This is a genomic window from Actinomadura sp. NPDC000600, from assembly GCF_040492135.1.
Lineage (GTDB): Bacteria > Actinomycetota > Actinomycetes > Streptosporangiales > Streptosporangiaceae > Spirillospora.
Map to the genome: position 1 here is coordinate 131,552 of NZ_JBEUPD010000019.1, position 20,118 is coordinate 151,669.

Annotated in this window: 19 protein-coding genes; 7 read left to right on the forward strand and 12 right to left on the reverse strand. The window is 74.3% G+C overall.

All coding sequences use genetic code 11. The features are described from left to right. Positions 1-398 precede the first annotated feature (398 nt). The 3 genes from ABWI07_RS26365 (at position 399) to ABWI07_RS26375 (ending at position 3,047) form a co-directional block, all read left to right on the forward strand. Positions 399-980 (forward strand): DUF5998 family protein, encoded by a 582-nt coding sequence (locus ABWI07_RS26365; RefSeq protein ID WP_149262178.1) that lies wholly within the window; start codon positions 399-401, stop codon positions 978-980. A gap of 5 nt (positions 981-985) precedes the next feature. After that, the gene (locus ABWI07_RS26370; protein ID WP_353820118.1) at positions 986-2,143 is read left to right on the forward strand and encodes an alkaline phosphatase family protein; all 1,158 of its coding nucleotides are present in this window, start codon (positions 986-988) and stop codon (positions 2,141-2,143) included. 73 nt (positions 2,144-2,216) lie between these two features. Then, entirely contained in the window at positions 2,217-3,047 is an 831-nt protein-coding gene (locus ABWI07_RS26375) for a sulfurtransferase (RefSeq protein ID WP_353820119.1), read from the forward strand. A gap of 19 nt (positions 3,048-3,066) precedes the next feature. On the opposite strand, the gene ABWI07_RS26380 is transcribed toward ABWI07_RS26375, so the two are convergent. Genes ABWI07_RS26380 through ABWI07_RS26395 form a run of 4 tightly spaced genes read right to left on the reverse strand, consistent with a single transcriptional unit; the run spans position 3,067 to position 7,786 of the window. Continuing rightward, complete coding sequence (locus ABWI07_RS26380) at positions 3,067-5,583, reverse strand: CHAT domain-containing protein (protein WP_235037130.1); 2,517 nt, start codon at positions 5,581-5,583, stop codon at positions 3,067-3,069. Continuing rightward, a complete protein-coding gene (locus ABWI07_RS26385; protein WP_160161065.1) occupies positions 5,580-6,026 on the reverse strand; it encodes a hypothetical protein in 447 nt (148 codons plus the stop codon). Before ABWI07_RS26385 ends, ABWI07_RS26380 begins: the two co-directional genes overlap by 4 nt. After that, positions 6,023-6,562: an RNA polymerase sigma factor gene (locus tag ABWI07_RS26390; protein WP_149262180.1), complete on the reverse strand. Its 540-nt coding sequence runs from the start codon at positions 6,560-6,562 to the stop codon at positions 6,023-6,025. Before ABWI07_RS26390 ends, ABWI07_RS26385 begins: the two co-directional genes overlap by 4 nt. A 33-nt stretch (positions 6,563-6,595) precedes the next feature. Next, positions 6,596-7,786 carry a S8 family peptidase gene (locus ABWI07_RS26395; RefSeq protein ID WP_353820120.1) on the reverse strand — a complete coding sequence of 397 codons (1,191 nt, stop codon included), beginning with the start codon at positions 7,784-7,786 and terminating at the stop codon, positions 6,596-6,598. Positions 7,787-8,430: 644 nt separating this feature from the next. On the opposite strand from ABWI07_RS26395, the gene ABWI07_RS26400 reads away from it, so the two are divergent. The 4 genes from ABWI07_RS26400 to ABWI07_RS26415 all read left to right on the forward strand — a co-directional run bounded on the left by ABWI07_RS26400 (position 8,431) and on the right by ABWI07_RS26415 (position 11,704). Next, positions 8,431-8,715: a hypothetical protein gene (locus ABWI07_RS26400; RefSeq protein ID WP_353820121.1), complete on the forward strand. Its 285-nt coding sequence runs from the start codon at positions 8,431-8,433 to the stop codon at positions 8,713-8,715. Positions 8,716-9,083: 368 nt separating this feature from the next. Then, positions 9,084-9,578, forward strand: a complete 495-nt coding sequence (locus tag ABWI07_RS26405) for a DUF3145 domain-containing protein (RefSeq protein ID WP_149262183.1) — start codon at positions 9,084-9,086, stop codon at positions 9,576-9,578. Between the two features lie 157 nt (positions 9,579-9,735). After that, positions 9,736-10,563, forward strand: coding sequence for an alpha/beta fold hydrolase (locus ABWI07_RS26410; protein WP_149262184.1), 828 nt, complete (start codon positions 9,736-9,738; stop codon positions 10,561-10,563). Beyond that, on the forward strand, positions 10,547-11,704 hold the full coding sequence (locus ABWI07_RS26415) for a SpoIIE family protein phosphatase (protein WP_353820122.1): 1,158 nt from the start codon (positions 10,547-10,549) through the stop codon (positions 11,702-11,704). The genes ABWI07_RS26410 and ABWI07_RS26415 overlap by 17 nt, the downstream gene beginning before the upstream one ends. 90 nt (positions 11,705-11,794) lie before the next feature. On the opposite strand, the gene ABWI07_RS26420 is transcribed toward ABWI07_RS26415, so the two are convergent. The 8 genes from ABWI07_RS26420 to ABWI07_RS26455 form a co-directional block, all read right to left on the reverse strand. Next, a complete protein-coding gene (locus ABWI07_RS26420; RefSeq protein ID WP_149262186.1) occupies positions 11,795-13,102 on the reverse strand; it encodes a beta-ketoacyl-[acyl-carrier-protein] synthase family protein in 1,308 nt (435 codons plus the stop codon). A gap of 79 nt (positions 13,103-13,181) precedes the next feature. Beyond that, positions 13,182-13,433 (reverse strand): acyl carrier protein, encoded by a 252-nt coding sequence (locus ABWI07_RS26425; protein ID WP_141583250.1) that lies wholly within the window; start codon positions 13,431-13,433, stop codon positions 13,182-13,184. A 56-nt stretch (positions 13,434-13,489) separates the two neighbouring features. Next, positions 13,490-14,455, reverse strand: coding sequence for a beta-ketoacyl-ACP synthase III (locus tag ABWI07_RS26430; RefSeq protein WP_149262187.1), 966 nt, complete (start codon positions 14,453-14,455; stop codon positions 13,490-13,492). Then, positions 14,452-15,381: an ACP S-malonyltransferase gene (locus ABWI07_RS26435; protein ID WP_149262188.1), complete on the reverse strand. Its 930-nt coding sequence runs from the start codon at positions 15,379-15,381 to the stop codon at positions 14,452-14,454. Before ABWI07_RS26435 ends, ABWI07_RS26430 begins: the two co-directional genes overlap by 4 nt. Positions 15,382-15,519: 138 nt before the next feature. After that, positions 15,520-16,650, reverse strand: coding sequence for a PucR family transcriptional regulator (locus ABWI07_RS26440; protein WP_149262416.1), 1,131 nt, complete (start codon positions 16,648-16,650; stop codon positions 15,520-15,522). A 114-nt stretch (positions 16,651-16,764) separates the two neighbouring features. After that, on the reverse strand, positions 16,765-17,793 hold the full coding sequence (locus ABWI07_RS26445; RefSeq protein ID WP_353820123.1) for an alpha/beta hydrolase: 1,029 nt from the start codon (positions 17,791-17,793) through the stop codon (positions 16,765-16,767). A 54-nt stretch (positions 17,794-17,847) separates the two neighbouring features. Continuing rightward, positions 17,848-19,038: an acyltransferase family protein gene (locus ABWI07_RS26450; protein WP_149262190.1), complete on the reverse strand. Its 1,191-nt coding sequence runs from the start codon at positions 19,036-19,038 to the stop codon at positions 17,848-17,850. Continuing rightward, on the reverse strand, positions 19,031-20,014 hold the full coding sequence (locus ABWI07_RS26455) for an alpha/beta hydrolase (RefSeq protein WP_353820124.1): 984 nt from the start codon (positions 20,012-20,014) through the stop codon (positions 19,031-19,033). Before ABWI07_RS26455 ends, ABWI07_RS26450 begins: the two co-directional genes overlap by 8 nt. Positions 20,015-20,118 lie beyond the last annotated feature (104 nt).

The following is a 20,118-nucleotide window of genomic DNA, read 5'->3' on the forward strand; positions in this document are numbered from 1 at the left end:
GGGGCGGGGGAGGGCTGGGCTGCGGCGTCGGCGGGACGGGATCCGGCTCGGGCCCCGGCGGGATCGGCTCGGGAGGCGGCGCGGGCGGCACCGGCTCCGGTGCCGGGCCGGGCGGGGTGGGCTCCGGCGGCGGTCCGGGCGGCACGGGCTCGGGCGAAGGGCCTGGCGGGACGGGGCCGGGGGGCTGCGGCGCGGGCCCCGGCGTGGGGCCGGGCGGAGGCTCGGGCGGCACGGGGGGCTGCGGGGGCGGAGCCGGGTCCGGCGTGGGCGGGGGCACCGGCGGCGGGGTCGGCAGTGGATGCTCGTCCATGCCCACCCCCTACCCCGCGCGGGGACATATGACCGTGTGCCGTGCCGGTCATGTGCGCGTCCGGCCCCGGACAGGGCAGGATGGGGCCATGAGGGAAACCCGAGCGACCGTCAGTGGTCTGCGCACGGCGATCGAGCGCAGCGGATATTACCCCGCCCTGGTCGCGGACGCGGTCGAGTCGGCCGTGGGGGACGAGCGCGTCGTCGCCTACGTCGTCCACCACGAGGCGACCTTCGACCCGGCGATGGAGGTGCGGCGGCACGTGACCGTGCTCGTGCTGTCGGCGAGCCGGCTGCTGGTGTGCCACACCGACGAGCACCCGCCCGGCGAGGGCATGACCCGGCCGCACGCGTCCACCACGACCGAGGCCGTCAAGCTGGAGCGCGTCCAGTCGGTGGCGGTGACGCGGGTGGTCCCCGACCCGGCCTCCTACGTGCCCGGGGTGCCGCCCACCGAGGTGGTGCTGACCATCGGCTGGGGCGCCATCGCCCACATCGACCTCGAACCCGCGACGTGCGGCGACGAGAACTGCGAGGCCGACCACGGCTACACCGGCAGCGTCACCGCCGACGACCTGTCGCTGCGGGTCAGCGAGGCCGCCGACGGCGCGGACGCCGTGAGCCAGGTGCTGGCGTTCGCCGAGGAACTGTCCGCCGCGACCGCCAAGTGAGCGGGGTGCCCGCCGGAGGGGGCGGCGAGCCCCGCCAAGGCGCGCACATCGCCGCACCGCCCGTCCCGCGTTATGGAGAGGGCGCACTGGCCGACCTGCCGATTTCCGCGCTGGCCGCGCTGGGCGTCCCGGACGCGCCCAACGCCCTCGGGCTGCCCGCCGTGCCGCGCGTCTGCGTGCTGCTGGTCGACGGCCTCGGCTGGGAGCAGCTGAAGGCCCACCCCGCCGAGGCGCCCTTCCTGAACGCGCTGGAAGGCGGCCCGATCACCGCCGGGTTCCCGGCGACGACCGTCAGCAGCCTCGGCTCGCTGGCGACCGGCGCGCCGCCCGGTGAGCACGGCCTGCTCGGCGTGCAGGTCGCGGTCCCCGGCACCGGCCGGCTGCTGAACCTCCTGCGCTGGGGGGACGACACCGTCGACCCTGAGACGTTCCAGCCGGTCCCGACCGTCTACGACCGGGCGGCGGCGGACGGCGTCGAGGTGGCGTACGTGTCGAACCCCCTGTACCGGAAGTCGAGCCTCAGCCGCGCCACCGCGCGCGGCGCCGACTACGTGGGGGCCGCCGGCCTCGGCCAGCTCGTCGGACGCGCCGAGCTGGCCCTGCGCCGCGGCGACCGCTCCTACGTCACCGTCTACCACGGCGACCTCGACGCGACCGGCCACCGGTTCGGGGTCGGATCGGCCGACTGGCGGCACCAGCTGCGGTTCGTCGACCTCCTCGCGCAGGAGATCGCGTCCGTGCTGCCGCCGGGGTCGTCCCTGCACGTGACCGCCGACCACGGCATGGTCGACCCGGGCGAGCGGATCGACGCCGACACCGTCCCCGAGCTGGGGGAGGGCGTCGCCCTGCTCGGCGGGGACGCCCGCGCCCGCTACGTCTACAGCGAGCCGGGCGCCCACGACGACGTGCTCGCCGCCTGGACGGCCGTGCTGGGCGACCGGGCATGGGTCGTCAGCAGCGAGCAGGCGGCCGAGAACGGATGGTTCGGCCGGATCGGCCCCGGGATGCTGGAACGCGTCGGCGACGTGATCGCCGTCCCGCACGCCGACCTCGCGATCACCGCGTCCGAGCGGGAGCCCTGGCTGGACCGGATGGTCGGCATGCACGGCTCCCTCGTCCCGGCCGAGCAACTGGTGCCGCTGCTCACCGCGTCCCGGCCCTGAGATCCCGTGCGGAGTTGAGATGAACCCGGATTCGCCCCTCCCTAATCGGGGCAACGACGGCCAAACTGGCGATGTGCACCCTCTCATCGAAGTGCCCGCGCTGGACCGGCTGCTCCGAGGACAGGCGAACGTGGTCCTGCTGGACGTCCGATGGCATCTGGCCGGACCGCCGGGGATCGAGTCCTACCGCAAGGGGCACCTGCCGGGCGCCGTGTTCGTCGACCTCGACCGCGACGTGGCCGGGCCGCCCGGCCCCGGCGGGCGCCACCCCCTGCCGGACCCCGCCGCCTTCGAGGCCGCGATGCGCCGCGCCGGCGTCTCGGCCGACAGCCTGGTCGTGGTCTACGACGACGCCGACTCCACGGCGGCCGCCCGGGTCTGGTGGTCGCTGCGCTACTTCGGGCACGAGCGGGTCCGCGTCCTGGACGGCGGGTACCGCGCCTGGGCGGAGGCCGGCCACGCGGTGAGCACCGCCGAGCCCGAGGTCAAGCCGGGCGACTTCACCGCCGACCCCGGCCGCCTGCCCGTGCTGGACGCCGAGGGGGCCGCGGAGCTGGCCCGGGCCGGGGTGCTGCTGGACGCCCGCGCCGCCGAGCGCTACCGCGGCGAGCAGGAGCCGGTCGACCCCGTCGCCGGGCACATCCCGGGCGCCCGGAACGCCCCCACGTCCGGCAACGTCGGCGTCGACGGCCGGTTCCTGCCGCCCGAACTGCTGCGCGAGCGGTTCGCCCAGCTCGGCGCCACCGACGCCCTCGACGTCGGCGCCTACTGCGGCTCGGGCGTCACCGCCGCGCACGAGATCCTCGCCCTCCACCTCGCCGGCATCCCGGCCGCCCTCTACGTGGGGTCCTGGTCGAACTGGGTGACAGACCCCGGCAACCCGGTCGCCACCGGCGACGGCTGACCCGCGCTCCGGGCCCGTCTCAGCCGGCGCCCATGGCCAGGAAACCGGCGGTGGCCGGGGTCCGCGGGATGGCGGCCAGCGCCCGGGAGGGGGCCAGGCCGTCAGCCAGGGCCGAGTGGAAGGCGGTCATGAAGGCGGGGGTCGCGTCGTCGCGGACGGGCAGGACGCTGGCGATGACGGTGGCGGTGCCGAGTGCGAGGAGGGCGCCGGCCATGCCGAGGACGGCGTCGCCCTCGTCGGCGCGGCCGATGTCGCACGCGGACAGGACAATCAGGTGCGGCGGATCGGTCAGCTCGTCCAGGTCGTGGACCATGAGCGGGCCGTCGGCCAGGCGCAGGCGCGAGAACAGGGCGTTGCCCTGGTGGAACTCGCCGTGGGCGGCGATGTGGGCGAGGGCGGCCCCTTCCAGAGCGTCGCGGACGGGTTCGGCGCGGGCGTCGGGGCCGTCCAGCACCACGGCGTCGGGGTGGAGGCGACGGAGGGCGGCGATCTCACGGTCGGCGTGCAGGAGGTCGGGGCCCGCCACGAGGACGGCATGCCCGTCGGAGGGAGCGCGCGTGCAGGCATGGAGCCAGGCACGTGCGGACGGCACGATCGTGACCGGGCGTCCGGCCAGGGACGGGAGGGCCGCCCAGGGCAGCCCGTGCAGCGCGCCCGTCGGAGCGATCACCAGTTCGCGGTCGCCCAGGACGGCGTGAAGCGGATCGAGCAGGAGACGGTCGAGGCGTTCCGCCGCACCCGTGAGGGCGGACGGCTCCGGCCGGCGGCCGTCCTCGGCGAGGCGGCGGGCGGCGAAGCGGAGCAGGACGGTCTCGCGCAGCGCCTCCTCCTGCGCGCCGAGGCGGTGCCGGCGGAGGCGGCCGCCCGCGACGGTGACGGCGTGCAGCTCGCCGCCGATCGCGATCAGCTCGACGAGGGCGCGGTCGCCGAGCGCGGCCGCCACCGCGCCTGCCGTGGCCGGGCGCCCCGGGGACGCGCCGGACGGACGGCGGCGCGTCCGTTCGCGGATCCTGTCCTCCAGCTCGGCCAGGTCCGCAGGCGGGGCGGACGGGGCTCCGCCGCGGGCCGTGTCGGCGGTGCGGTCGACGCTGAGGGCGCGCAGCGCCGTCAGCGCCGCGGCGCGCTCGGGGTCTTTGGGCGGGCGGACGCGGACGGGCCGCGCGATGGCCCGCCGCCGCTCCTCCACGGCGAGCAGCTCCCGAGCCGACCCGGACAGGCGGAGGCCGAGCTCCGCCAGCTCCGCGGCCAGGCCCGCCGCACGGGCGCGCAGGTCGAGCGCGTCCAGGACCTCCGCGTGCTCCTCGGTGACCTCCAGCCCGGCGCGCACCGCCGCGAGCGCGCCCCTGCGGGCGTCCCGGGAGGAGCGTTCGAGGGCTATCGCGTGCCAGGCGGCGATCCGGGCCGAGGCCGGGCCGCACGTCCGCCGGACGGAGGCCAGGAGATGGCCTGCCGGGCGGCCCAGGGACAGCGCCACGCGCGCGGCGATGATGCGGGCCTCGTCGGCGGCGTCCGCCCAGCCGGCGCCCTCCAGCCGTTCTGCCGCCGCCGTGGCGGAGCGGAGCAGGACGGGCGAGCGTTCCCCGGACGCCCACCGGACCTTGAGCAGCACGTGCTCGGCCAGGAGCGCCCACCCGGTGCGGTTCTGCTGGGCGAACGTCGTGCGGGCCCGCTCGGCCGCCACGGTGGCCTGTTCGGGGTTCCCGTCGGCCAGTTCGGCGTGGGCGAGGAGCAGGTAGCCGTCCGCGATGTCACATCCGTAGCCGTTCGTTGTGGCGGCCTCCAAGGCGGCGGTGAGGACGGGACGCGCCTCCCCTGGCAGACCGGCCATGATGAGGGTCTCCGCCTGGTCGAACCGGCATTGCGCGAGGCGCTCACCGGTCAGGCCCGGTTCGGCCTCTGCGAAGAGGCGAAGCGCGCGCGGGACGTCCCCACGCCGCGACACCGTGAACGCCAGGTTCCCCTTCGCCATGGCCGTCTGATGGCGTAACCCGGCGGCTTCCCCTACGGCCACGGCTTCGGCCAGAGCCTCCTCCGCGCCGTCGTAGTCGCCGCGGAACGCCCGTGCCAGGCCGAGGTTGGTGAGCAGGCCGTTGAGCGCGGCGGGGTCGTGCCCTTCACGCAACCGGGGCAGGGCCTGCACGGCGACCTCGTGTGCCTCCTCCAGACGTCCGGCCCGCGCGAGAGCGCCCGCCGTGTTCGCGGCCAGGCGGTCGGCGTCGGGACCGTGCAGGACGGACGCCGCCCGGCGAGCGTGGGCGAGCGCCTCGGTGACCTCACCGCGCGCCGTGAGCAGCCCGACGAGGTTCATCCGCACCTGCGCCGCCGCATACGGATCAGACCCGGACGCCAGTTCCAGGGCGCGTTGGAGGAACGCGACCCCCTCGTCCAGCCGCCCCAGTTCCTTGGCGGCCAGGCCGGCCACGCGCAGCGGCAGGATCCCGCCGCCGTCCTCCAGCAGCGCGAGCGCGCGGGTGAAGGCGGTCGCGGGGGCCTCGGCCGCCATCCGCAGCAGGGCGCGCTCGTCGCGCCCGGTCACAGCCGGATCCAGCTCGTGACGATCGACGTCCCGTCGTCCAGCCGCAGGATCAGGCTCACCAGCCCGGACGGGACGCGCGGCAGCCAGAACATGCCGGCCGGGTCCGTGCGCGCCGTGGCCCCGCCCGGCGGCAGGTCGCGGTGGCGGACCTCGACGAGCGCCGGGGCGGCCGGGTCCAGCCGCCCGTGGACCTCCCGGTACCGGCCGTCCGGGGACACCTCGATCTCGACCGTCGCGGCGGGGCAGGTGAACGTCAGGGTCCGGGTCCGGCCGCCGCGCACCCCGGCCGGCTGCCCATCCTGGTCCTGCGCCAGCTCCGCCAGCCGCGCGGACGGCGCCCGCCACGCGATCGACGCGCGGGCCGCGGCGAGGACGGCCGGCGGCACGGGGTCGAGGACCTCGAACGTCTCGCGGATCCCCGCCATCAGCTCTTCGTCGTTCACGGGACGAGCCTCCGCAGCGACTCCAGGCAGCGCGCCCGCGTGGGGCCGACGCTGCCGACGGGGATGCCGAGGGCGGCGGCCAGCTCGGCGTGGCTCGGCGCGAGCGCGAACAGCCGCAGCAGCGTCCGGCAGCGCAGCGGCAGCCGCTCCAGCGCCGCGCCGACCAGGCCGAGCCGCTCGCGCGCCGCGACCACCCGGTCGGGCTCGGGTTCCGCCGCGCGCGGCGCGGGCACCGGCGGAAGCGGGCGACCGCGCCGACGCGCCAGCCGCAGGCTCTCGTTCCGCGCGGTCGTGGCCAGCCAGCACGCCGCGGCGGCCGGCTCGCGCAGCTCCCCGATGCGCTCCACCAGCCGCAGCCATGTCGTCTGCACGGCGTCGCCCGCGTCCGCGTCGTTCAAACCGTACGAGCGGGCGATCGACCACAGCAGCCCGCTGTGCCGCTCGACCAGCCGGGCCCACGCGTCCCCGTCGCCGTCGCGTGCCCGGACCACCAGCTCGTCCGTGTCGTCCCTATGGGCATCGTCCCTATGGGCCACCGAAGTCTCCTACCGAGGCCCCCTGCTCCGCTTTCACCCTAAGGCATCGACCGATGACGCAGTGTGGACTTCGGTGCCGAGACCCGGAAGAACCGGGTGCCGCGCGGGATCCAGGACGCGGTCGGCCGCCTCGGGCGCGCCGATGCCCTCCTCCGCCGCGACGGCGGCGATCCGGCCCGCCACGACCGGCGTCGCGAAGGACGTCCCGCTCCATGTCGCGAAGCCCTCGAACCGGTCGGGATCGGACCCGTTCACCGCGGCGCGGGGGCCGTCGAACCGGACGAAGGCGCTGGCCAGGCCGACGCCCTGCGCGCACGCGTCCACCCACCAGCCGTGGTTGGAGAACCAGGCCCGGTCGTCGCCGTCCAGGGCGCCGACCCCGATGACCGGCTTCATCGCGGCGGGCCAGAACGGGCGGTCCGTCGCCGCGTTCCCCGCGCACGCCGCGACGACCGTGCGGCGGCCGAGCGCGGCGATCGCCTGGGACAGCACCGGTGAGGGCCGGTCGTCGTAGGTGTGGCAGCCGAGCGAGATGTTGACGACGTCGGCGCGGCCCCAGGCGGCGAGCCACTCCAGCGCCCGGATCACTTCCAGCTCGTCGCCGACCCCGTCGCCGCCGATGACGCGGCGGGCCCGCAGCACGGCGGACGGCGCCTGCGACAGGACGACGCCCGCGATGAACGTCCCGTGCCCGGCCTGCGCGTCCAGCCTGAAGTCGAGATCGGCGTCCAGGACCTCCGCCACCTCGTCCCGCTGCTCGCGGAACCACTCCTCGTCCTCGTACCAGGGGTGCGGCGCCAGGCCGGTGTCCAGGATCGCGACCGTCACGTCCCGCCGGACGGGGACGCGCCTCGGCGCGGGCAGGGGAGCGGCGGGCCGGGGCAGGTCCGCGGGGCCGCTCCACCACATCGGCTGGCCGAGGACGAGGTGGTTCGGCGACACGCTCAGCCTGCGGTGCCGCCGGTCGGCGCCGCCGAGCACGGACGCCAGCTCGCACACGTCCACCTTCGCGGGGGCGCGCAGCCGCAGCCGCGCGACGCCGCCCTCGTCGTGGCGCGAGTCGAACCAGCGCCGCACCAGCGCCTCGGCCGCGCCGGCGTCCCGCCCGGCGACCAGGATCTCGTCCCGGCGGACCAGCGCCGGCCGCCCCGGCATCGGTTCCACCACGACCGCGTCCGGATGCCGCGCCAGCACCCGGTCCAGCCGCGCCTGCTGATCGAACATCGCCCCTCGCTTCCCCGAACCGGTCCCTCTTGCCCATCGTGCCCGCCTGGTGACTCCTCGTGTCCAGTAAAGGGCCGAAGGTGGCCGAATGTGGCGACATGGGGCTGAGCGTTCAGTGGATTGGGAACTCGGTCGCGCGATTCAGGTCGATGACACGCAAAGCGGGACGTGGATGCCGACTTGGGGCGTATGAGGCCGCAGGGAAGACGATTCCCGGTGAAAATTCAGGAGTCCGGTAAACCGGCGGGAGTTCTCTCGCGTCCAACCAATGCCGCCGTTGGCGAATTCGCCATCCGGCCGGCGGCAGCCTGCGGTCCCCATTCGCCTGACCTGCCTGATCGTCCCGCCAAGGCGGGGCTGCGACCACCTCCGAGGACGGAGGAGCCGCTCGGCCGGGAAGTGGTCGATGGGCTGTCCGATTGTTGCCATCGCGGTAAGAAACGCCAGGTTGCCTGGCGAATTGTCCATGCCGCCATCCGCCCGCGCTCCGGTCGCTGTTGATATTTCTTCGATCATGGTCTTCACTTGAAAGCGCTCTCTATGAACGCCAAAGAAAGGTCACCGAGGTGCGCATCCCCCCGTCGCTCCGTAAAATCGTCATACTCGTACTCCTTTCCGCGGTCGGGTTGGTCGCCCTGCTGCAGATGGCCGTCGGTGTGCCCAAACCGGTCGCCATCCCGATCGCGCTGCTGCTCGTCGGTCTGGCGGTGATGCCGTTCGACGAGCAGTTGGCGCGTGCCGGTCTCGCCATCGGGATCACGCTGGTGCTCGGTGCCGCTTTCATGACGTTCTACGGCGCGGTGAAGGCCTGGGGCGGCTTGGTCGGGACGCTGGTGGGCGTCGGCGTCGTCGCCGCGGCGGTGGGCCTGGCGTTCCTCGTCGTCCGCTACCTGAAGCAGCGGAACGCCGACCCCGCGCCGCCTCGCTGAGAGTCGCGGGGCGCCGAGGGCCCTCCTCGCGCGCAGGCTGACCCGAAGGCGACCCTGGCGACCAGCGGTGGTCAGGGCCGCCGGAATGATGCCCCTCCGTGCGGAAGCGCAACCGGAACGTGGCCGACGGCGGCTCCGTGACGGGAGTCACCTCCGGGCGCGGGCACGCCGCCGGCCCGTCCGCAATAGTGGATCTTGCCGGAAGTGCCGGGTGAACGATGTGCATCGTGTGTTCAAGCGTTCAACAAACTGCGAACTCCCGGTGGTGCGACTCGGGCCGATGATGCACAATGAGGGACGCGGACGCCGACTTGGGACGTACGAGGCCGTAGGGGAAGACGAGCCTCGGTACAGATCCAGGAGGTCCGGTGACCGCACGTGGCGTTTTTTACGTCCACTCCGCGCCACCTGCGCTGAGCCCGCACATCGAGTGGGCCGCCGCAGGTGTTCTTGGGGTGCCCGTTTCCCTTGAGTGGGCAGATCAGCCGGCCGCGCCCGGAACCCTGCGCGCCGAGCTTCATTGGGAGGGCAGGCCCGGCACCGCCGCGGGCATCACCTCCGCGCTGCGCAACTGGAAACTGGTGCGGTTCGAGGCCACCGAGGATCCGACGCCCGGCACCGACGGCGTCCGCTTCAGCTTCACCCCGTCCCTCGGGGTGTTCACGGGGGTCATCGGCGCCAACGGCGACATCATGATCCCCGAGGACCGGCTCCGCGCGGTGATGGCGAACGCCGCCGTCGGCAAGACCGCCCTGGAGCAGGAGCTCGACCGGCTGCTCGGCACGCCGTGGGACAACGAGCTGGAGCCCTTCCGCAGGGCCGGCGACGGCGCCCCCGTCCGCTGGCTGCACGCCGCCGTCTGAGCCGCCCGGCCGCCGTCCGAACGGCCGGCCGGGCGCCGTCCGCGCGAAGCGTACCCGTCCCGCAACTCGTACGCTCCGCCCGATCGGGAGGCGCCCAGGCCCGCGACCGGGCGGCCCGGGAGGTGTGGAGACGGGAGGTCCGGGGCAGGCTGGGGCAATGACCGCATTGACCCGCAACAACGTCCACGACCTGGGCCGACGGTCAGAGCAGCCCCTCCTCTTCGCGCACGGGTTCGGCTGCGACCAGACGATGTGGCGGCTCACCGCGCCCGCCTTCGAGGCCGACCATCGGGTCGTCCTCTTCGACCACGTCGGGATGGGGGACTCGGATCTGGCGGCCTACTCGCCGGACCGGTACGACACCCTGGACGCCTACGCCGAGGACGTCCTGGACATCGTCCACGAACTGGACCTCCGCGACGTGGTCTTCGTCGGGCACTCCGTCAGCGCGATGATCGGGGTGCTGGCGGCCAACCGGGAGCCGGACCGCTTCGCCGGCCTCGTGCTGGTCGGCCCCTCGCCCCGCTACGTCGACGAGGGGGACTACGTCGGCGGGTTCACCGGCGCCGACATCACCGAGCTCCTCGAGTCGCTGGAGAGCAACTATCTCGGCTGGTCCAGCCGGATGGCGCCGCTGATCATGGGGAATCCGGAACGGCCCGAGCTGGGCCGGGAGCTGACCAACTCCTTCTGCCGCACCGACCCCGAGATCATGCGGCAGTTCGCGCGGGTGACCTTCCTGTCCGACAACCGGGCCGACCTGGCCGAACTGAGCGTCCCGGCACTGCTGCTGCAATGCTCGGACGACATCATCGCCCCGGAGGCGGTGGGGGAGTACGTGCACCGCGCCATCCCCGGGAGCGAGCTGGTGAGGATGAAGGCGACCGGGCACTGCCCCAACCTGAGCGCGCCCGAGGAGACGATCGAGGCGATCAGGGATTTCCTGGCGAAGGTTCCGGGTGGCCGCGATGGCCGGCACGGATGACGAACTCGCCCGCCTGCGCACCCTCTACGAGCACGCGCCCTGCGGCTACCTGTCGCTGCGCCCGGACGGCACGATCACCAGGGTCAACCGGACGTTCCTCGACTGGACGGGCCACCGCGCCGAAGACCTGCTCGGCGGCACGCGCTTCCAGGAGCTGCTCCCCATCGGCGACCGCATCTACTACGAGACGCACTTCACGCCGCTGCTGACCATGCAGGGCGAGGTCCGCGAGATCGCCGTCGACCTGAGGTGCGCGGACGGCGAGCGGCTGCCCGTCCTGGTCAACTCGACGCTGCACCCGGAGGAGCCGGGCGGGCCCGCCGCCGTCCTGGTGAGCGTCTTCCAGGCCACCGACCGCCGGGAGTACGAGCGGGAGCTGCTTCACGCCCGCGGCCGTGCGCGGGAGTCGGAGGCGCGCGTCCGGCAGCTCGCTGAGACCCTGCAGCGCAGCTTCATCCCACCCGCGCTGCCGCCCGTGCCCTGCCTGGAGGTGGGCGACGCCTACCGCCCGGCGGGGGCCGGCGACGAGGTGGGAGGAGACTTCTACGACGTGTTCGAGGTCTCTCCCGGCCGGTGGGGGCTGGTGCTGGGGGACGTGTGCGGCAAGGGGGTCGAGGCCGCGGTGGTGACGAGCCTGGCGCGGCACACGGTGCGGGCGGTCGCCGCGGAGGCCGACTCGCCCGCCGGCGTCCTCCGCAGGCTGAACTCGTCCCTGCTGCGCCCCGGCGCGGAGCGGTTCTGCACCGCCGTCTACGCCGGCATCGAGCGCGGTCCGGGCGGCGGGCCGCTCCTGACCGTCTCGCTCGGCGGGCATCCGGCGCCGCTTCTCGGCACCGCCGCGGGCGAGGTGCGGTCCATCGGCCGGACCGGCGACCTGCTCGGCGTGTTCGAGGACGTGGCGCTCGCCGACGAGGCCGTGGAGCTGCGGTCCGGCGACAGCGTCCTCTTCTTCACCGACGGCGTCAGCGAGGCCCGCCGGGGCCGGGAGCTGTTCGGCGAGGAACGGCTCGCCGACCTGCTGTCCGAGGTGCGGGCCCTCGACGCCGACGGCATCACCGCCCGCATCGCCGACCGCGTCCTGGACTTCCAGGACGGCGTGCCGCGCGACGACATCGCGCTCGTCACCCTCAAGGTCCCCTGAACGAACGAGCGCGGCCGAACGAGCGCGGCCGGACGGGCGCACGCGAACGGCCCGGCGGGAACCCCCGGCCGGGCCGCTCGACGAGACGGATCAGAGAGCGCGCTGGAAGGCGACCGACACGTTGTGGCCGCCGAATCCGAACGAGTTGTTGAGCGCCGCGGCCGGTCCGTCCGGGAGCTTGCGGGGCTCGTCGCGGGCGATGTCGAGGTCGACCTCGTCGTCGATGTCCTCCAGGTTCGCCACGAAGGGGACGAGCCCCTCCTTGAGCGCGAGCACGGTGAAGATCGACTCGAGCGCGCCGGCGCCGCCGAGCAGGTGCCCGGTCATCGACTTGGTCGCGGTGATGACCACCTGGCGGGCGGCCTCCTCGCCGAGCCCCGCCTTGATGGAGGCGAGCTCCGCGACGTCGCCCGCGGGGGTGGAGGTGGCGTGCGCGTTGATGTGGACGAGGTCGGTCGGCTCCAGGCCCGCGTCCTTGAGGGCCCGCTGCATCGCCTTCGCCTGCCCCGAGCCGGACGGGTCGGGCAGCACGATGTCGTAGGCGTCGCCGGAGTAGCCGCAGCCGGCCGCGAAGCCGTGGACGGTCGCGCCGCGGGCGCGGGCGTGCTCCTCCGACTCCAGGATCATCACGGCGGCGCCCTCGCCGAGCACGAACCCGTCGCGGTTCTTGTCGTAGGGCCGGGACGCGCGCTCCGGCTCCTCGTTGCGGGTCGACATCGCGCGCATCGCCCCGAACGAGGCCATCTGCAGGGGGTGTATGCACGACTCGGTGCCGCCGCAGATCACCACGTCGGCGCGGCCCGCGCGGATCATGTCGATGGCGTACCCGACGGCCTCGCCGCTGGACGCGCAGGCGCTGACCAGGGCGTGCGAGCCGGCCATCGCGCCGAACTCGATGCCGACGTGCCCGGAGGCGCCGTTCGGCATCAGCATCGGGACGGTGAAGGGCGAGACCCGCGACCAGCCCTTCTCCCGGAAGACGTCATAGCTGTTCAGGGCGGTGTGCAGGCCGCCGATGCCGCTGGACAGCACCACGCCGAGGCGCTCGCCGTCCACGGTGAAGCCGCCCTCGACGCCGGGGCGCTCCATGCCCTTCTGCGGCTTGCCGCCCGTCGGCGCGGCGAACCCGGCGCTCGTCCAGGCCTCGCGCGCGGCGATCAGCGCGATCGCCTGGTTGCGGTCGAGCCGGCGCAGGTTCTGCTTCGGCATCACCTCGGACGGGTCGACCTTCAGCGTCGCGGCGAACCGGACCGGCAGGTCCTCGACGCCCTCCCAGTCCAGCTTGCGGATACCGGACTCGCCGGCGAGCAGGGCGGACCAGGTCGACGGCAGGTCGCCGCCGAGTGGGGTCGTTGCACCGAGACCGGTCACGACGACCCTGGTCTGGCTCTTGCTCATATTGGGTGCTCCTTGCGGACTGTGAGGGGAGGAGGGCAGGGCGCGCCGCCTCCCGGGTGGCGGCGCGCCCTCCCGCGGCTCAGCTCTGCAGGTTCTGGACGAAGTTGATGACGTCCTTGACCGTCTTCAGGTTGCGCAGTTCGTCGTCGGGGATCTCGACGCCGAACTTGTCCTGGGCGGCCACCGCGATCTCGACCATCGACAGCGAGTCGATGTCGAGGTCGTCGATGAAGTTCTTCTCCGGGGTGACCTCGGACTTGTCGATGCCGACGATCTCGTCGATGATCTCGGCGAGGCCGTCCAGGATCTGCTGTTCGGTGGCGACTGCCATGGTTCTGCGTTCTCCTTCGGTGGGTTGGTCCAGAGCCTGCGTTCAGGCGTGACGGCCTACGGGATCTGGATGACTTGGGCAGCGTAGGACAGTCCGGCGCCGAACCCGACCAGCAGGGCCGGGGCGCCGGACGGCACGTCGCCGCGTTCGATCATTCGGGACAGGGCCAGCGGGATCGAGGCGCCCGAGGTGTTGCCGGACTGCACGATGTCGTCGGCCACGACGGCGTTGGAGGCCTTCACCTTGCGGGCGATCGCCTCGATGATCCGCAGGTTGGCCTGGTGCGGGACGACCGCCGCGAGCTCCTCGGGCTTCACCCCGGCCCGCTCGCACGCCTGGAGGGCGATCGGCGCGATGGCGCTGGTGGCCCAGCGGAACACCGCCTGCCCCTCCTGCCGGATGAACGAGTTGCGGTCGTCAATGATGATCTTGTCGTACTTGTCGCCGGCGCTGCCCCACACGACCGGGCCGATGCCGGGGGTCTCGCTCGGCGCGACGACCGCCGCGCCCGCCCCGTCGGCGAAGATGATGCAGGTGGAGCGGTCGGTCCAGTCCACCCACTGGGACATCTTCTCCGCGCCGATCACCAGCACGTTGCGGGCGCTGCCGGCCCGGACGGCGGCGCTGGCGGTGCCGAGCGCGTAGCAGAAGCCGGCGCACGCGGCGTTGAGGTCGAAGGCGCCGGGCGCCTCGATGCCGAGGCGGTGCGCGACCTGCGCGGCGTGGCCCGGCATCGGCGTCTCCGCCGAGCAGGTCGCGAGGATCACGAGGTCGATGTCGGAGGGGGCGAGGCCGCTGCCCGCGAGCGCCTTGCCCGCGGCGTGCACGCCGAGTTCGACGATGCCCTCGTCGTCTCCGGCGATGCGCCGCTCGGAGATGCCGACGCGGCTGCGGATCCACTCGTCGTTGGTGTCGACGGTCTCGGCGAGCTCGTCGTTGGTGACGATGCGGGCGGGGCGGTAGTCGCCGAACGCCAGGACGCGGGCGCCGGGCGCCGCCTCGGGGATGGTGAGGGCGGTCATGACGCGTCCGCCTTGATCAGCTCGCGGGCCTTGTCCAGGTCGGCGGGGGTCTTGAGGGCGACCAGCTCGACGCCCTTCAGCTCGCGCCGGGCGAGCCCGGTGAGCGTCCCGGCGGGCGGCAGCTCGATGATCCCGGTGACGCCGAGCTCGCGCATGGTCGCCATGCACGAGTCCCAGCGGACGGGGGCGCTGACCTGCTCGACGAGCCGGGCGACGAACTCGCGGCCGTCGTCGACCACGGCGCCGTCGCGGTTCTGGAGCAGCTTCGCCCGCGGGTCCTCGACGGGGACGCCGGGCGCCAGCCGGCGCAGGACGCCGACGGCGGGCTCCATGTGCTCGGTGTGGAACGCGCCCGCGACCGACAGCGACCGCAGCCGCGCCTTGGCGGGCGGCTCCTCGGCGAACCGCGCGAGCCGCTCGGTGGTCCCGGCGGCGACGACCTGGCCGGCGCCGTTGACGTTGGCGGGGGTGAGCCCGTGCTTGTCGATCGCGGCGAGGACCTCGTCGGCATCGCCGCCGAGCACGGCCGTCATGCCGGTCTCGGTGACCGCGGCGGCCTCGGCCATCGCCCGGCCCCGCTCCCGGACCAGGACCAGCGCGGCCTCGGGGGTCAGCACCCCGGCGATCGCGGCGGCGGCCAGCTCGCCGACGCTGTGCCCGGCGACGGCGTCCGGCCCCGGCTTGCCGGCCGGGGCGTCCTCGTAGAGCACCTCGCAGGCGGCGATCGCGGCGGCGACGAGCAGCGGCTGCGCGACCGCGGTGTCACGGATCTCCTCGGCGTCCGCGACCGTCCCGTAGCGGACCAGGTCGAGACCCGTGACCGCCGACCACCACGCGAGCCGGTCGGCGACTCCGGGTATCTCTAGCCATGGCTGCAGGAAGCCGGGGGTCTGGGCGCCCTGGCCGGGCGATGCGAGGAGTATCACAGCGTCCAGCCTGCCGTCATGTGGTCGCGCCCACGATGCCGATCACGACGAAGTTTGGTCTTGGCGCTTTGTACGACCCCTACAAGGAACCCTGGTGAGCGCCTGTAAGCACCGGCCAACGCGCCGGTGCGACGCCGGTCACTGCCCCTGGCCCCTGGAGGCGCGGGAGTGGAAGCGGCCGAGGACGAGGGCGATGCGGAGCGTGAAGGCGTTGCGGCCGTCGGTGGGGGCGAGGCCGGTCAGCTCGCTGACCCGCCGCAGCCGGTAGCGGACGGTGTTGGGGTGGACGAACAGGAGCCGGGCGGTGGCCTCCAGGGAGGAGCCCTGCTCGAGGTAGGTGGTGAGCGTGTCGAGGAGCGGGGCGCCGGCGGCGAGCATCGGGTTGTAGACGCTCTCCACCAGGTAGCGGCGCGCCTCGTCGTCGCCGTCGAGGGCGCGCTCGGGCAGGAGCTCCGAGGCGAGGACGGGGCGGGGCGCGTCCGGCCATCCGGCGGCGGCGCGCAGGCCCGCGACGGCGGCGCGGGCGGAGCTCGTGGACTCGTAGAGGTCGGCGACCTGCGGGCCGACGACGACCGGGCCCGGCCCGCACTTGGCGGCGATCGGGCGGGCGGCCTCCATGGGGTCGGTGTCGCCGCCGACGATCACGACGACCCGGTGCCCCTGGACGCCGGCGAGCACGTCGGCGCGGGCGCGGCGCGCGGCGAGCTGCATCTGGTCGATGGTGACCTCGGGCTCCTCGTCCTCCGGGGTGAAGCCCGCGATGACGGTGACGGGCTTGGAGGTCCAGCCGAGCGCGGCGGCCCAGGAGTGCATGCCGTCGTCGACCTCGTCGCGCAGCACCGCGTTGACGACGAGGGCCTCCAGGCGGGCGTCCCAGGCGGCGCGGGTCTCGGCGGCGCGGGCGTAGACCTGGGCGGCGCCGAACGCCACGTCGCGGGTGTAGCGCAGGATGGCCTCGCGCAGCTGGGCCTCGCCACCGGGCGCGGCCAGCTCGGCGAGCCGGGTCTCCACCACGTCGATGATGACGCGGATCATGTCGATGGTGTGCTGGAGCTTGATGGAGCGCAGCAGCTCGCGCGGCGCGGTGCCGAACACCTCACCGGCGATGGCCGGGCGGCTCCGCTCGTTGCTCTTGAACCACTCCACGAACGCGGCGATGCCGGCCTGCGCGACGAGCCCGATCCAGGAGCGCTGGTCGGCGGGCATGCGGCGGAACCAGGGGAGCTGCTCCTCCATGCTGCTCAGCGCCGCGGTGCCGAAGGTCCCCATCGCCTTCTCCAGGCGCTGGGTGGTCTGCTCGCGGATCTCGGCGTCGTTCGCGGTGTTCACCACCCCAGGGTGCCACCACACCCGCGGTGTCCTGGCCGGAAGTGAGCAAACGGGTCAGCCGCGGGTCACCTCGGAGGCGTGCCCGAGCGCGATGCCGGTGAGGTTGCGCAGGGACGCGGAGCCGGGTGCGAGGTAGTCGCTGTGGCCGCCGCCCCCGGCGTCGAAGACCCGCGCGCCGAAGCCGCGGGAGACCGGGTCGGGGCCGAGCCCCAGCCCGAAGATCCGCACGTGCGGGACGTCCTCCATCCAGTCGGTCGCGCCCCGCCCGGCCCAGACGCGGGCCGTCCCGCCGAACTTGGACGCCGACCAGGCGGTCGTTCCCGGGCTGCCGTAGAGGGCGATGTCGGTGACCTGCTTCCAGGCGGTGTTGTTGGAGCCGTCCAACGCGGCCCGTCCGCAGACCACGGATCCGTAGCTGTGGCAGAGGAGGCCCACGCTCGCGCGGGGGTTGACCTGGTGGACGCCCTTCATGAACTTGCGGAGCTGGACGGCGCCTTCGGTGGCCCGGTCGCTGGTGAGGACGTCGCCGCTGAACGTCTTGGGGGCCGCGTAGCCGAGCCAGGCGACGACCGCCAGCCCGGGTTCCGGCGATGCGGCGCGGGCCTGCGCGTAGACGGCGCGGGCGCCCCCGCCCGGCGTCGACCACGGCTTGCCGCCCCGCTTGTCGAACGAGGACAGCGTGGTGTCGGCGCCCGGGACGAGCACCGCGACGCGCTGCGCCCGGGTGAGGTCGCCGATCACCTCGATGGCCCGGCCCCGGCCGCGCGGGTCGAAGTACAGGAAGTGGCGTCCGGGCTGGAGGAACCCTCCGAGCGCCTTCTGCCGCGGGGCGTCGCCGACCTTCTCCGCCGTCTTGAGGGCCTTCTCGATGGAGCCGCGCTCGGCCGCGTACCGGACGTCCAGCGTCGAGGGGGCCATCTTGGGGACCGCGACGGGGGCCGCGTAGGGGTCGGCGTGGCCCGTCCCCGCGGTGGTCAGCATCACCACTCCGATGGAGGCGGCGGCGGCCGTGGCCCGCCGGAGCCGGCGGGCGTGCCGTCGCCCGGGGCGCGGCGAGGTCGTCGTCGTGAGGTGCGGCGGCATCGTCGCCTTTCTACCATCGAAGATCGGTGCGGGTTCGGCTCACCCCCTGGCGGGTCAGGAGACGCCTCTGGAGATGTACGGGCCGGGGGCCGGGTTGGTTCCCGGGGCGGTGCCGCGCACGAGCGGCCGCGGCCTCCGGGCGGCGGCGGCCACCGCTCTGCCGGCGGCGAGCGCGCCACCGAAGGCGACCAGCCAGGCGAGCCGCTCGGCGACCCATTCCGGCTGGTCGGGCACGGTGTGCAACCCGTTCAGCCTACCGAACGCGAGCAGCGCCCCCACGGTCACGGAGATCATCGCGGTCTGGTGCCAGAGGTAGATCGCCATCGCGGAGCGGTTGGCCGCGGCGATCACCGACCGGGGCCCTGCGCGCCGCGTCCAGCGGGTCAGGGGCCCGTGCAGCAGGACGGCCAGGCCCGTCTGGGCGAGGCCGAACGCGACCGCGGCGAGGGTCGGCGGGCTGAGGTTGGAGACGGCGGCGCCGGGGACGCCGACCATGCTCGCCGGGTATCCGGCGAACAGGACGAGGAGCGCGGCCGACGCGGCGCCCCCGCCCAGCAGGGCGAGCCCGGCCCTGCGGGACCGCAGCGCTCCGTCCGCCCAGCCGATGCCGAGATAGAACGGCAGGAGCCAGGCGGTGAGGACGGCGGCCCAGCCCGTCCAGCCGGGCGCGCCGAGGGCGAACCGGCCGAGGTCGATCCCGGCGGTCGCGGCGGCGAGGACCGCCGCGCCCGCGATCCCGAACCGGTTCCACGAGGCGGCGATGAGCGGGGTGAGCGCCGTCAGCACCACGTAGACGCAGAGGAACCACAGCGGGCTCAGCACCAGCTCGACGAGGACGCGGATGCTGCTCCCCGAGAACCCGGCCCATGACAGGACCGCGGCGACGGGGAGCCAGACGATCATCAGAGCCGGCAGGGGCCGCGCGAAGCGCGCCAGGCGCCGCCGCAGGCGGCGGCCCCAGGGCTCGCCGGGACGCAGGCTCTTGGCCGCCGAGTAGCCGCCGACGAAGAAGAAGACGGCGAGCGTTTGCAGGACCCAGGAGATGGGAGTCAGTTCGGGCATCGTCTTGAGGGGGCTGGTGACGTGCAGCCGGTGGCCTGTGCCGTCCACGACGAGCGCGGTGACGAGCCAGTGGCCGAGCACGACGCCGAGGATCGCGAAGGCGCGCATGGCGTCCACGGCCCCGTCGCGGTTCTTGGCCTCTTCGCGGTCCTGGGCTTGGTCGTAGGCCTGGGCTTCAGGCATGGGTGACCTCCGCGTCGCGGCCGAGGGCGATCAGGGCGAGGTTGCGCAGCGCGAGGGACCCGGGCTTCAGGTAGCCGCTGTGCGGGCCCGTCCCGGCGTCGAAGCGCAATGCGCCGAAGCCGGGAGTGACGGGATCGGCCCCGAAGCCGAGCCCGGCGAAGCGGACGTGGGGCACGTACCGCACCCAGTCGCCCTTGGACCGGCCCGCCCACACGCGGGCGGACGTCCCCAGGCCGGACACGTGGCGCACGGTGGTGCCGGGACTGCCGAACAGCGCGATCTCGTCCACCGGCAGGGGCGCGAGCCGCCGCGCGGCCTTGCCGCAGACCACCGAGCCGTAGCTGTGGCAGAGCAGGGCGAAGCGGGCCCTCCCGTTCAGGCGGTGCACGCCGGTGAGGAGACGTTCGAGACCGCGCGCGCCCTTCTCGGCGCTTCCGCTCGTCAGGGCGCTCGTGCTCAGCGTCGAGGGCGAGTCGTAGCCGAGCCAGGCGATGACGGCGATCCGCGCGCCGGGCGCGGCGTCGCGGGCCTGCCGGTAGAGCGCCCGGCTGCCGCCGCCGACGAACTTGGGCGAGTCGTAGTTGGCCAGCGAGTTGTCCGCGCCCGGCACGACCACCGCGATCCGGTCGGCGTGCTCCAGATCGCCCAGGACCTCCACAGCGCGCCCGTCGCCGCGCGGGTCGAACGACAGGAACCGCCGGTCAGGCGCCAGGAAGGCGGCCAGGACCCGCGCCCGCCCCTCGTCGTGGACGCGCCTGGCGGTGGCCAGCGCGCGGGTGATGTCCCGGCCGGTCGTCTCGTAGCGGGCGCCGAGGGCGGACGGCGCCAGGGCGGGCGCCGCGGCCGGCGGCGCGTACACCTCGGCGTGCCCGGCGGCGGTCGCCGAGCCGGTGGCGGCCAGCACCGACACGGCGGCGAGGCTTCGCCGGACGGGGAGGGGCCTGCGAACGGCGAGGGTCCTGCGAACGCTGGGCATCCCGCGCGTCCTTCCTGGTCAGTGGAGTGGAGCACTGATCAGGAAGGTAGAAATCGGACGTACAAGAGCACATCGGCCCGCGGTGCCGTCCCGCGCCGTGCGCC